Origin of the sequence: uncultured Nostoc sp. (assembly GCF_964245445.1) — a bacterium.
Classification (GTDB): Bacteria; Cyanobacteriota; Cyanobacteriia; order Cyanobacteriales; family Nostocaceae; genus Nostoc.
This window is the reverse complement of sequence record NZ_CAXTNE010000062.1, coordinates 1-15225: the sequence shown is the minus strand read 5'-3', so window position 1 is coordinate 15225 and position 15225 is coordinate 1. Positions and strand designations below refer to the sequence as shown.

The 15225-nt window shown below is 42.8% G+C and carries 3 protein-coding genes; all 3 read right to left on the bottom strand.

Annotated features, from left to right (window positions below):
• Positions 1-42: 42 nt before the first annotated feature.
• Positions 43-6624 (bottom strand): amino acid adenylation domain-containing protein, encoded by a 6582-nt coding sequence (locus ACFE90_RS13135; protein WP_375501127.1) that lies wholly within the window; start codon positions 6622-6624, stop codon positions 43-45.
• Between the two features lie 60 nt (positions 6625-6684).
• On the bottom strand, positions 6685-8286 hold the full coding sequence (locus ACFE90_RS13130; RefSeq protein WP_375501125.1) for an MBL fold metallo-hydrolase: 1602 nt from the start codon (positions 8284-8286) through the stop codon (positions 6685-6687).
• A gap of 107 nt (positions 8287-8393) precedes the next feature.
• Complete coding sequence (locus ACFE90_RS13125) at positions 8394-15047, bottom strand: amino acid adenylation domain-containing protein (RefSeq protein WP_375501123.1); 6654 nt, start codon at positions 15045-15047, stop codon at positions 8394-8396.
• Positions 15048-15225 lie beyond the last annotated feature (178 nt).

The following is a 15225-nucleotide window of genomic DNA, read 5'->3' as shown; positions in this document are numbered from 1 at the left end:
TGTTCTAACTCCTAGATCAATTAACTTAAAACAGTTTTATTTTTACTGTATTTGTTCTCGGCGTTGTTTGAGTCGAGCTTTGCCAGTTTTGAGTTTTTCAGCTTGGATCTCAGTTTGATGAGATAATGTTTTTTGATTATTGGTTTGACTGAAATACTCTGCTAGAGAACTGATAGTTGGATATCTCAATAACTCGATCATTGGAAAATCTGTTTGTAATATTTCCCGCAATTGGCTATAAATTTGAATGATCAGTAATGAATGACCACCCAATTCAAAAAAGTTATCGTATATACCTACTTTTTCTAGATTCAGGGCTTTTTGCCAAACAGTCGCGATCGTTTGTTGTAGCTTATTTTGTGGCATCGCATATGCAATTTCAAGGTCTGGGCGAAGACCTTCTGGCGCGGGTAATGCGCGGCGGTTAACCTTACCGTTGGGTGTAAGCGGCAGTGATTCTAAAAGTACAAAGTGACTAGGTAACATATAATTGGGCAGCTTTTCTTGGAGGAAGCAGCGCAATTCACTGTTGGTGGGGACTTGTTGCTTCTTGGGGACAAAATAAGCAACTAAACGTTTGTCACTTGGTTGGTCTTCGCGGGCAATGACCACCGCCTCCTGCACTTGAGGATGTTTGGTCAACACTGCTTCAATTTCTCCCAACTCTATACGGAAGCCGCGAATCTTCACTTGGTTATCAATTCGACCAAGGTACTCAATGTTGCCATCATCTAAATAGCGAGCTAAATCTCCAGTTTTGTAAAGTCGTGCTCCCTCTTCCTGGCTAAAGGGGTTGGTGATGAATTTTTCTTGGGTGAGTTCTGGGCGGTTGAGGTAGCCTCTGGCTAAACCATCACCACCAATATAGAGTTCTCCGGGTACGCCTATGGGTACTGGTTGGAGGTGTGAGTCTAAGATGTATATTTGGGTGTTACTTATCGGGCGACCAATGGCAGAAGGAGCAGCTTCGTTTCTTGCTACTGTTTTGTTTGCTCCTACTTGGTAAATTGCAGACCAGATAGTTGCTTCTGTTGGGCCATACAAATTCCACAATTCGCTACCAGTTTCTAGAATTTGATGGGCTAGTTGAGCTGGTAATGCTTCACCACCGCAAAATACTTTCAAGGGATAATTAGAAGACCAACCACCAGCTAATAGCATTTGCCAAGTAGCTGGTGTAGCTTGCATAGCGGTTGTCTTCGACTCGAATAATTCAGACAACAGCAAATCCGCATCAGTAGCTATTTCACGGGGAACCACGATAACTTTTGCTCCTACCATTAATGGCAGATAAAGTTCAAGGGCTGCAATATCAAAGGAAATGGTGGTAACTGCATTGAAAGTATCTTCCTGAGTTAATCCCGGAAAATGACTCACAGAATTTAAGAAGTTGACTACACTGTAGTGGCAGATTTGAACTCCCTTCGGTAGTCCAGTAGAACCAGAAGTGTAGATCACATAAGCCAAATTATCCGCACCTACCCCAACATCAAGATTTTCCTTCTGGTGTTGCTCAATTGCCCCCCAATCACTATCCACACAAACCACCTGTGCCGTAGGTGACGGCAAAGATGACAACAACTGGCTGTGAGTCAGCAACACCTCGACACCCGAATCAGTCAACATATAACTTAACCGTTCTTGGGGAAAGCTGGGGTCAAGAGGTACATAAGCTCCACCCGCCTTAAGAATGCCTAACAATCCCACCACCATCTCAATCGAACGTTCGACACAAATCCCCACCAACACTTCTGGCTGTACTCCCAAAGTCTGAAGGTAATGCGCCAGACAGTTGGCTCGGTCATTCAACTGTCGATAAGTTAATTCCTGCTGTTCAAATACTACTGCGATCGCATCCGGTGTTCTCTTTACCTGTTCCTCGAATAGTTGATGGATACACTTATCTTTTGGATATTCCTTCTGGGTATCATTCCACTCCATTAACAACTGCTGACGTTCAGTGGTACTTAACAAGCAAACCTGCTGATATTGCTCTTCGGGTTGAGTAACCATTGCCTCCAATATTTTGAGGTAATAACCACCGATACTTTTCACCTGCTCAAAGCTAAATTGGCTTGGGTCGTAAGTGAGGCTTAAGGAGATTTCACCCGTTATTGGATTCACAGGAAATTGAGCTGCGAATGTAAAATTGTTTTGCTCAAAAAATTGCCCCCCTAACACCTCCAAGTTATCAATGCCAGATAAACCTTGGTAAACATGAAAATTAACATAATTAAACATTGTTTCAAACAATGGCTGTCCTAATCCCACTTTCTGTTGTAATTGTGCCAAGGGATATCTTTGGAAAGACCATGCCTCTCGCTCATTTGCAAAAGTTTGCTCTACCAACTCAACCCAAGTTCCCCCACTTAGTTGCATTCGCAAAGGTATGGTATTAAGAAACAAACCCAGAACACGCTCGCTATCTTCCGCAGCTGGTCTTCCATGAGTCACCACCCCAGTGGTAATATCTGCTTGGTTGCTCAAAAAGCTCATTACTCTCAAATGAGCAGCTAGCAGAACACTTTTAAGGGGTACTCCAACCTTGATGGCAAACTGTTTAAGTTGTGCTGATAAAGCTGGCGATATCTCAGCTGCCTGCTTACCAACCTGTTCTACTGAGCTGTGCTGTTGACTATCAAGCAAACGAGGTAGTTTAGTCGCGGTAAAGTCTGCTAGTTTTTCATGCCAGTACTGTTGGCACTCCTGAGACTGTAATGTTTCTTGTTCCAAAGCCACATAATCTCGAAATGTTAGACTTGGAACTGTGGAAAGAGGCGGTATCGTTTCACCTAGTAGGAAGAAATAGTGTTGAACTAATTCTGTTATTAGAGTTGCGAGACTCCATCCGTCTAAAATGGCATGATGAAAGCTGAAGCTTAAGTTAAAGGTGTCACTACTACGTTGATGGATATGAAAGCGTGCCAATGGGGGAGCATCCCAAGAAAGCGATCGCTGTTTTTCCTGTTCAATCCAAGTAGTAATGTTGCTCTCTTGTTCATCTAATGGTAGATAACTGAGGTCGTCAACAGGTAGTTCAATGCTTACTTGAGAATGAACCAATTGTAGTGGTTGTGAAAATTGAGTCATGGCAATGCTAGTACGTAGCACTGGATGACGGGTGACAATCTCTTCTAAGGCTGAATGCAGAACTTGGATATTGAGGGGAGCTTTTAGATAATAGCTAAAAACATCGTGGTAAATGGCAGTTTCAGGAGCATATTCACTATGGAAAAGCATTCCCAACTGTAACTTTGTCAATGGGTAGGCATCTTCAACCCCATTTGGTAAAGACTGGCGTTCTTCTGAGCTAATAAGACTGAAAGGGGCTGTTTTGAGTATACTTGAGGATAAATCTGACTGTTGGAGAACCCCAGCGAGGTCGTAGATCGTCTGATGGTTAAATATCTGTTTTAGGGACAGTTTTAATCCACTCTTATTGGCTTTAGCTACCACTTGCACGATCAGCAAAGAATCTCCACCAAGCGCAAAGAAATTGTCATGAATCCCCACTTGTGCAACTCCAAGTACCTCAGACCAAATCTGTGCAAGTAGCTCTTCTTCCAGAGTCCGAGCAGCAACAAAGTTAGCATTTGATTCAGAGTTTTGTGAATCTATTTCCCTGAGTGCTTTTCTATCTACTTTGCCATTGGGAGTTAGAGGTAGAGTGTCAAGGATGACGAACACAGAGGGCAGCATGTAAGCAGGCAGTTGCTGTTGCAGGAAGTCCCGTATTTGGTTAGTGCTGAGGGTTTTCTCATTACTGACTACATAGGCGACCAGACGTTTATTTTCAGAATTATCGGCAATAGCAATGACCACGGCTTGTTGAATCTGGGGATGAGTACTTAGAGCTGCTTCGATTTCGCCCAGTTCGATGCGGAAGCCGCGAATCTTGACTTGGTCATCAAGCCGTCCCAGGAATTCAATGTTGCCATCGGGTAAGTAACGTGTAAGGTCGCCGATTTTATACAGCCGTGCTGATTTATCAGAGGAAAAGGGGTTGGGGATGAATTTTTCTAAAGTTAGTTCGGGACGGTTGAGGTAGCCTCTGGCCAAGCCATCGCCCCCCACGTATAGTTCTCCAGCCACTCCAATCGGTACTGGTTGCATGTGCTGGTCTAAGATATAAACTTGGGAGTTAGCGATCGGCTTGCCAATAGGAACAGTCTGCTGGATGTCTTGGTCGTCAACAAGCGTGTAGCAACAGGTAAAAGTGGTATTTTCCGTTGGACCATAGCCGTTAATCAAGCGACAGTGGGGATGTTGTTGCCTAAATTGCAATACATGGGCAATAGATAAGACATCTCCTCCGGCTAATAGTTGTTGCACTGAGGACAAGGCATCCAAGTATTCTTCTACCATCAGATGAAAAAGTCCTGCTGTCAGCCACAAAAAGGTGATTTGGTGTTGATGCAAGATTTGCACTAACAGGGCTAGGTCGAGAGCTTGGCTGGGAAAAATAACTAATTTACTACCATGAAGCAAGCTTCCCCACAGTTCTAAGGTGGAAGCGTCAAAGGTAATCGGAGCCAATTGGAGAAAAACTTGTTCAGAGTTAAAGTGAGCGTAATTAGTATTTTGTAATAGTCTAACTACACCACGATGAGGCGTACAAACCCCCTTGGGATTTCCAGTAGAACCAGAAGTGTAGATGACATAAGCCAAATTATCTGCATTGACACTAGTAGCTAAATTCTCCTGACTATGCTGCTCGATTACTTCCCAATCAGTGTCCAAACAAACCGTCCAGGCAGTTTGAGATGGAACAGACGACGACAAACTGTCTTGCGTCAACAATATTGCCACCTGTGCATCGTCCAACATGTAACTCAGCCGTTCTATCGGATAACTGGGGTCAAGAGGCACATAAGCTCCACCCGCTTTAAGAATGCCTAACAATCCCACCACCATCTCCAAGGAACGTTCAACACAAAGACCGACCAGTACTTCTGGCCCCACACCGAGAGTTTGGAGATAATGAGCCAAACAGTTCGCTCGGTCATTCAACTGTCGATAGGTCAATTCCTGCTCTGCAAATACCACTGCTACTGCATGAGGTGTTTTCTCTACCTGTTCCTCAAATAGTTGATGGATACACTTATCTTTAGGATATTCTCTTTGGATATCATTCCACTCAAATAATAACTGCTGACGTTCAGCGGCACTCAATATAGGTAATTCAGAAATTTTCTGCTGGGGATTTTTGGCGATCGCGCTACACAAGTTCTGGAAATGAGCAGTCATACGTTCAATGGTTGATCCATCAAACAAGTCAGTGTTGTAATCCCATAACCCCACCAGTCCTTGGGCAGTGTTCTCAAACGTTAAAATTAGGTCATACTTTGCCGTTTTGTTGTCTACAGCCAACGCACTCAAGCTTAAACCTGGAATCTCCATCTCTGGCATCGGAGTATTTTGGAGGACAAACACCACTTGGAACAATGGTGTATAGCTTAAGTCACGTTGGGGTTGCAATGTCTCTACCAATAGTTCAAAAGGCAAGTCTTGATGAGCATAAGCATCCATTGTTACTTCCCGAACTCGCCCAAGTAATTCCTGAAAACTGGGGTTGCCGGAGATATCACTCCGCAAGACTAAATTATTGACGAAGAAGCCAATTAATCCTTCAATTCCACTGTGATTGCGGTTAGCAATGGGCGAGCCGACCAATATATCTACCTGCCCTGTATAGCGGTAAAGCAAGGTGTTAAATGCCGCTAACAGCGTCATGAACAAAGTGACTCCTTCTCGCAAACTGAGTGAGTTGAGCGCTTGAGTTAGTTCACTAGACAGAGTAAAAGATTGACGTTCTCCTCGGAAGGTTTGCACAGCAGGTCTTGGACGGTCTGTAGGCAGTTCTAATAAAGCTGGTGCACCCGCAAGTTGTTGTCGCCAATAAGCGAGATGGGACTCAAGTATTTCACCTTGCAACCACTGTCGTTGCCACTGTGCAAAGTCTGCGTACTGAACAGTTAGTTCCGCAAGCGGTGAAGGCCGCTGATTACAAAATCCAGAGTAAAGAGTAGCTAACTCTTGGACAAACACACCCATTGACCAACCATCAGAAACAATGTGGTGCATACAAAACATCAATATGTGTTCTGTCTGTTCTAATTTGAGCAAATTCACCCGCACTAAAGGTTCCTTTGCTAGGTCAAACGGGCGTTTTGCTTCTGCTGTTGCTAATTGCTGAATGGAGATTTCTTGTTCAGTTTCTGACAGATTTTGCCAGTCTACTATTGTCATTGAAAAGGAACAAGTTGGGTGAATGATTTGAATTGGTTGTCCATCAAGCGTAATGAAATTTGTGCGTAAAACTTCGTGGCGGCGGATGATTTCGCTGAAACTTTGTTCTAAGGCACTCACATTCAGCTGACCACTCAAGCACACTCCTCCTAGGATATTGTAAGCAGCACTATCTGGTTCTAGCTGCTCCAATAGCCACAATCGCTGTTGAGCAAATGATAGCGGAACTGGCTGATTTCTAGAGACTGGTTGAATCGATGGAATTTTATTTGCTTTCTCTGTTAAAGAAGTTCCTTTGTGGGTTTGTAGCTTTTTTACAAGAAGTTCCCGCTTTTCTGGAGAGAGATTGTTAAGACGTTTTTGAATGTCATTCATAAAACACTTATTTTTGATTAATTAATTGAGTCTGTAATTCTGATGTTGCGGTAATAAAGTCTATTTCACAAAAAATTCTTTTTGCCCAAATAATCTTTCTGCTATAATTCCTTGAACAGTACACTTTTCGACTAATTTGTTAGACTCAATAATCGGACGAGAGTCTTCAGTATATTGAATAGATGTAAGAAAAGTTAACCAAGGCTCTTGTCCCATAGCATACACGTAAACTTCTCTAGGATTTAATTGGTTGACTAAATCAATAGCTTTTTCATAATTCGAGCCATTAACTCTTCTTGATTGATCCATCTTCCTTGCTAATGGTTGAGTTAACAATGAACCATATAACCAGGTCATTGGTCCCCCATCACATTCCATTCCTAAAAATAAGACATCGACATCATTTCCTAAAAAGTTATGTATATATTCATAAACTTTAGGTTGAAGATTATTTGAATCGGCTGCTATACATATAGTCTTTCCTTGTAAACTAATCACATAGGCAATTTTTGTTCTAATATTGATATCTCCATGCTCGCCAAAAAAAGGTAAGCCAATAATCATTCCTCCTGGAATATCTATAGTTTCCATTTCATCAATTTCTCTAACTTTTTCTTTGTCAAAACCTATATTCTGCAAAACTAATTTTAAAGATGGATCTGCTAATCCGCCGCCATTATTTTTTGGCACAATCACATTCTTAGTTTTATGGCGCAACTGTAATAAGGTTTCAAACATGCAATGGTCTTGATGATTGTGAGTAACTAATATATAGTCGATACTATCTGGTAGATCGGCATAAGTGTAACGAGTAATTCCGCTATCACACTGATAGCTAATTATCGGATCGCACAAAATACTAACACCTTTCGACTCAATTAAAAGGCAAGCATGACCAAAGTAACGAATTCTTACATCGTCACCAATATATTCAGGAGATTTGTGCGGTTCTTCTTCCGTAAATAATGATGTAAATAACTCATAATCTTTATCTTTAATATCTAGCTTTTCTTCAATGCTACTTAATGAACAGGGAACATCTTTCATCTTAAATAACTCATCTATTACCTCAGAACTAAAAGGTATACTTAAATGTAAGCAGTTATCATCCTCTAACCGGGGAGTGCTAAATACGAAATTACGTTCATCTGGATTAGTTAAATAGAGTGCTATACTCTGTGTAGATTGGTTGTAATATGGGCTTTTATAAAGTAGCCCTTCTATAAATCGAATTGAAGGATGATTATTTAAGTCATAAACCAATTCGACATAGCCTTTCAAAACTTCAGGGATTTTTTGATAGACAGGTTCAAGAGAATAACCTGTGGCTTCATTTGTTAACATTTTATCAAGAGTCTTGATAGCTTCTGCAAGTTCTAACAGATGAGCTTGCTCTTTTATCGTTTTTTCCATCAAAGTCTTAATTTCATCAACTCTACTTGCGTCATAGTTAATAAATGGACCTCCTAGCATTGCTGGATTTTTAAGCGCAGAAATATGTACTTGCGGTGTTGATACAAATGACTGCATTATCTTTAAATGCGAATGTGCTATGAACATGGCAGCCGTAGCAGGTGAAATCAGGTATGACCAGGCATACCATTGATTAATTAAAGGCTCTACTACTACGTTGTGTTTGAGGTATAATTGCTGATTTTTCATGATTGTTTTTTTTAAAATTAATTGGATTTGAAACTGGCAGATTATGAACAGGGCTAAATCGCTATCCAAAAGTCAAATTCATGTCAACTTAATTAGCAAACTAGCGGTTACTGGTGTTGTGTGAGCAGTTGCTTTACTTCGTCATCTGATAACTCGTCGAACTCGTCTAACATTTGCTCTAGCATGTTACTTTCTGCTTGCTCAATTTTTTGGACAACCGCTACTTCAGCTAGCTGGGCGATGGTAGAGTTTTCAAACAAGCTACGCAAAGGCAATTCAAGGGAAAATGCTTCACTCAACCGAGTAATAACTTGAGTAGCGAGTAAGGAATGTCCCCCAAGTTCAAAGAAGTTATCGTGAATCCCCACTCGCTCTACTCCCAGCACCTCAGCCCAGATGCCTGCTAACATCTCTTCAGTGGGATTGCGTGGGGCGACAAAGCTAACTTCCAATTCCCGATGGTACTCAGGTACTGGTAATGCACGACGGTCTACTTTGCTGTTAGGAGTCAGTGGTAAGGTTGCCAAGAACACAAATGCCGTTGGTATCATGTACTCTGGCAGTTTTTGCTTGAGAAATTGACGCAGGTCACTCACTGTTGGTGTCTGTTCTTGGTACAGAACTAGGTAGGCAACTAAGCGTTTATCCCCCGGTACATCTTCCCGCACTATAACTACAGTTGAGCGCACTTCTGGGTGTTGACCGAGTGCTGCCTCTATCTCACCTAGTTCAATGCGGAAGCCACGGATTTTCACCTGCGAGTCCATGCGCCCCAGGAACTCGATATCCCCCGAAGCAAGATAGCGCCCTAAATCCCCGGTTTTATACAACCTTGCTCCTGGTTGGCAATCAAACGAATTGGGCAGGAATTTTTCTGCTGTCAACTCTGGCCGATTCAGGTAGCCACAAGCCAAGCCGTCGCCGCCAATGTACAACTCGCCCGCAACCCCAACAGGCACTGGTTGTAAATTCCGATCTAAAATATAAACTTGGGTGTTAGCGATCGCGCGACCGATGGGGACAGTGTTACCCAGCTTGGCTGCTTGTGTCACCAAGTAGCAGCAGGTGAAGGTTGTATTTTCCGTCGGACCATAACCGTTGATCAACTGACAATTTTCTAGCTGACGCGAAACTTTCTGAACGTGAGCCACCGATAAAGCATCACCTCCAGCTAAAAGCTGACGTACAGGCTTTAAATCCTGGATTTGCTGATCTACCATCTGCTGAAATAGACCAGCTGTCAGCCACAAGGTAGTGACTTGGTATTGCCTAATGCTTCGTCCCAACTCCATCAAAGATGGTATATTTGGCGGCATTACCACTAGCCGTGCACCATTGAGTAAGCAACCCCAAATCTCGAAAGTTGCTGCATCGAATGAGAAAGGAGCCAGTTGTAAGAAAATTTCCTCCTCGGTCAAGTTGACGTAGTTGGTTTGTTTGACTAAGCGTACAACCCCGCTATGTCTCACCGTCACTCCCTTAGGCTGACCTGTGGAACCTGAGGTATACATCACATAAGCTAAGTGACTTGGAACCACACCACTGATAGGATTCTCTTTACTACAATGGGTGATAGTTTCCCAGTCTGAGTCTAGACAAATCACTTGCGCCCAGGAGGATGGTAGTGAGTCTAGCAACGACTCTTGGGTCAGCAGCACTGGTGATTGAACGTCTTCTAATATAAAGGATAGACGTTCAAAGGGATAGGTCGGGTCTAGTGGCACATAAGTCCCACCCGCTTTGAGGATGCCTAATTGTCCCACTACCATATCTAAAGAACGTTCCACACAAATGCCCACCAGCACTTCTGGTCCGACACCGAGGGTTTGCAGGTGATGTGCTAGTTGGTTGGCTTTTCGATTTAATTGCTCGTAGGTCAACTGCTGATTCTCAAACACCACTGCCACCGCATCGGGTGTTCTCTCTACCTGCTGCTCAAACAATTGATGAATACATTTATCAGTGGGATATTCCGTTGCAGTATCATTCCACTGCCTCAACAACTGATGGCGTTCTGCTGCACTCAACAGAGGTAATTCACTCACTGCTGTTACTGGATTTTCCACAATTGCTGACAGCAAGTTCTGGAAATGAGCCGCCATGCGTTCGATGGTGCTGCCATCAAACAAGTCGGTACTGTAATCCCATGACCCTACCAACCCCTGAGAGGTTTCGGTGATTGTCAGTGTCAAATCAAACTTAGCAATGGTGCTTTCTTGATTTAACTCACACCAAGTACAACCAGGTAATTCTAATTCACCCATTGGTGTATTTTGCAATACAAACATCACCTGGAACAGGGGGGAGTAAGCTAAAGAGCGTTGTGGTTGCAATGCCTCAACTACTTGTTCAAAAGGTACATCTTGATGTTCATAAGCTTTGAGTGTAGTTTCCCTGACTTGTGCCAGTAAGTTCTTAAAACTGGGATTATCTTCAAAACTGGTTCTCAACACCAAGGTATTCACAAAACAGCCAATCAGTGACTCTATTTCACTGCGGTTACGATTGGCAATTGGTGAACCAATTAAAATATCTGATTCACCACTGTAACGATACAGTAAAGTGGCAAACGCTGCCAGCAGGGTCATAAATAAGGTTGTACCCGACTCCCGAGACAGGCTTTGCAACTTCTGTGTTAGTTCAGTATTTAAACTAAAACTTTCAGTCCTACCCTGGTAAGTTTGCACACTTGGACGAGGGTGGTCTGTAGGTAATTGTAATCGCGATGGCGCATCATGCAATTGAGAAAGCCAGTAATCTAGTTGAGTTTTTAGGACTTCTCCACTCAACCATTGTCTTTGCCAAACCACAAAGTCGGCATACTGAATTGGTAATTCTGCTAACGGGGATGAAACTCCAGCACAATAAGCCTGATATAAAGTAGATAGTTCTTGGATGAATACCCCCATTGACCAACCATCAGAGACTATGTGATGCATATTCAGTAATAACACATATTCTCTGGCATCTAACTGCACTAAACTACACCTAATTAGTGGTACTATCTCTAGGTCAAAGGGGGTAGTTGCTTCCAGTTGTGCTTGTTGCTGTAAGACTGTTTCCCGTTCTGTAACTTCTAGTTGCTGTAAGTCCACCACCTTGATGTTCATGGTGGCTTGTGGGTGAATTACCTGTATTGATGTGCGATTCACAGTTGGGAAGCTGGTGCGTAGTATCTCGTGGCGGCGTACTATTTCTGATAATGCTTGTTGCAAGGCATTAATATCCAAGTTCCCACTTATACGGACTGCCCCTGAGATGTTGTAAATAGCAGAAGCTTCTTCTAGTTGGTTGAGGAACCACAGTCGCTCTTGTGCAAAAGATAAAGGTAATTCTTCGCTCTGTGTTCTTGGTTGAATGGGGGGAAGACTTAATCCCCGATCGCTAGTGCGTAACTGGGTTAATGTTTGCTCTAGTTGAGCTACGGTAGGAGAAGAAAAGACTGCCCGTAGTTCTATTTCTACTTCAAAAGCTACTCTGAGTCGGGAAATTAATTGGGTTGCTAGTAGGGAATGTCCCCCTAAGGTAAAGAAGTTGTCGTTGATGCCTACTGCTTGGATATTTAGAACAGAAGCGAAGATGTTGGCTATTATTTCTTCAGATGGTGTACGTGGTGCTACGTATTCATCTTCTTGGCTAATTTCTCTCTCAGGTGCTGGTAGTGCTTTACGGTCTACTTTGCCGTTGGCTGTTAAAGGTAGGGTGTCTAAAGTGACAAAGGCAGAAGGCACCATATATTCTGGTAGCTTTGAAAAGAGGAATTCACGTAGTTGGTTGGTGGTGAGTAATTCATCCTCACTGACTATATATGCTACTAAACGTTTGTTATCCGGGATATCTTCTATGGCAATGATTACCGTCTGTTGGATTTGGGGATGGGTATTGAGAACGGATTCGATTTCCCCAAGTTCGATGCGGAAGCCGCGAATCTTTACCTGATAGTCAATGCGACCGAGGAATTCTATATTACCGTCACTACTGTAACGAGCCAAATCCCCTGTTTTGTAAAGGCGTTCAGATTTGCGATCGCAGAAGGGATTTGGGATGAATTTTTCGCTAGTTAGTTCTGGGCGGTTGAGGTAGCCTCTGGCTAAACCATCACCTCCAATGTACAATTCTCCGGGTACGCCTATGGGTACTGCTTGGAGCTGTTTGTCTAGGATATAAACTTGGGTGTTGGCTATGGGGCGACCGATGGGGACTAGCTGACGATTTTCTTGGAGCTGACATTGCCAAAAGGTCACATCAATCGCTGCTTCTGTTGGTCCATAAAGATTGTGAAGTTCACATTCAAGGTGTTCAAAGAAGCGTTCAGTAAGTTCAAACGGTAGTGCTTCTCCACTACAAATGACTCGCTGCAAGCAACTGCAATTTCCACAGTTGGGTTCTTGCAGAAAAACTTGAAGCATGGATGGTACAAAGTGTATTGTCGTAATTTGCTGAGTAGAAATTAGGTTGACTAAATAAGTACTATCTTTATGCCCTTCTGGTTTAGCGATTACAATCCTCGCTCCAGTTAGTAAAGGCCAGAAAAACTCCCACACTGAAACATCAAAGCTGAAAGGAGTTTTTTGCAAAACGCGATCGCTACTCGTTAATTGATAAGCGTCTTGCATCCACAGTAAACGATTGCGAATTCCCTGGTGGGTATTCATTGCTCCCTTCGGTAGTCCAGTAGAACCAGAAGTGTAGATCACATAAGCCAAATTATCTGCATCTACCCCAACATCAAGATTCTGGTGACTGTATTGCTCAATTGCTTCCCAATCATTATCCAAACTAACCACTTGTGCAGTGTTCGACGGCAAAGATGACAACAACTGCCTGTGAGTAAGCAACACTTCCACACCCGAATCCGCCAACATATAACTCAACCGTTCTTGGGGATAAGTGGGGTCAAGGGGTACATAAGCACCACCAGCCTTAAGTATCCCCAACAGTGCTACCACCATATCTAAAGAACGTTCCACACAAATGCCCACCAGCACTTCTGGTCCGACACCGAGGGTTTGCAGGTGATGTGCTAGTTGGTTGGCTTTTCGATTTAATTGCTCGTAGGTCAACTGCTGATTCTCAAACACCACTGCCACCGCATCGGGTGTTCTCTCTACCTGCTGCTCAAACAATTGATGAATACATTTATCAGTGGGATATTCCGTTGCAGTATCATTCCACTGCCTCAACAACTGATGGCGTTCTGCTGCACTCAACAGAGGTAATTCACTCACTGCTGTTACTGGATTTTCCACAATTGCTGACAGCAAGTTCTGGAAATGAGCCGCCATGCGTTCGATGGTGCTGCCATCAAACAAGTCGGTACTGTAATCCCATGACCCTACCAATCCCTGAGAGGTTTCGGTGATTGTCAGTGTTAAATCAAACCTAGCAATGGTTCTTTCTTGATTTAACTCACACCAAGTACAACCAGGTAATTCTAATTCACTCATTGGTGTATTTTGCAATACAAACATCACTTGGAACAGGGGAGAGTAAGCTAAAGAGCGTTGTGGTTGTAATGCCTCTACTATCTGTTCAAAAGTTACATCTTGATGTTTATAAGCTTTGAGTGTAGTTTCCCTGACTTGTGCTAGTAAGTTCTTAAAACTGGGATTATCTTCAAAACTGGTTCTCAACACCAAAGTATTCACAAAAAAGCCAATCAGTGACTCTATTTCACTGCGGTTACGATTGGCAATTGGTGAACCAATTAAAATATCTGATTCACCACTGTAACGATACAGTAAAGTGGCAAACGCTGCCAGCAGGGTCATAAATAAGGTTGTACCCGACTCCCGAGACAGGCTTTGCAACTTCTGTGTTAGTTCAGTATTTAAACTAAAACTTTCAGTCCTACCCTGGTAAGTTTGCACACTTGGACGAGGGTGGTCTGTAGGTAATTGTAATCGCGATGGCGCATCATGCAATTGAGAAAGCCAGTAATCTAGTTGAGTTTTTAGGACTTCTCCACTCAACCATTGTCTTTGCCAAACCACAAAGTCGGCATACTGAATTGGTAATTCTGCTAACGGGGATGAAACTCCAGCACAAAAAGCTTGATATAAAGTAGATAGTTCTTGGATGAATACCCCCATTGACCAACCATCATAAACAATGTGGTGCATACAAAGTAGCAACACATAAGACTCTTTCTCTAGTTGCACCAAAGTAACTCGCAACAACGGACCATTGACTAGGTCAAAGGGTCGTTGAACTTCTTGAGATAACTGTTGTATGAGAGCAGACTGCTCGACTTTTGGCAATGCTTGCAAGTCCACCACTGGTAGGGTTATTGCCAGAGTAGGAGCGATCGCCTGGAAAGGATAGCCATCCTGATTGGGAAAAGTGGTTCGTAGAACTTCGTGACGCTGTATAATTTCTTGCAAGCTCTGCTCCAAATGATTAATCTGAAGCAAACCTTTAATGCTTACAGCAAAAAACTCGTTATAGGTAGTACTTTCTCCCTCTATTTGGTGTAGAAACCACAATCTTTGCTGATTTAAGGACAAAGGGATAGTTCCGTTCCTTGAAATGGGTCGAATGGGTTCAACAGCGAAAGTTGAGGCGAGACTGGCCTTTTGCAGAAACGCGATAATTTCATCTTTACGTTCAGCTAACTCAGCACGTATGTCTGGTGTCAGTGTTCCTTTAGGGGCATTACAGCGCAGGCTAACATCTTGTGCAGCAGATCCGTTAACTTCATCAATCCAAAGTTTAATATCTAAGTCATCTAAATACGACAAAAAGTTTTCTATAGGTTTCATAATTTTAGTTATTAAAAATTGCACTCGTTCTGTTCAAAAAATATTCAAATTAGAGGATTATGCCATGCTTACTACAATTTATTTACAAACAAACGGCAAACTTTCATGTGCAAATGACATATTATCGTAAGGATTCAGGTCTAATATTTAGGAAGCAGAGACGGACAAGACTGATAAC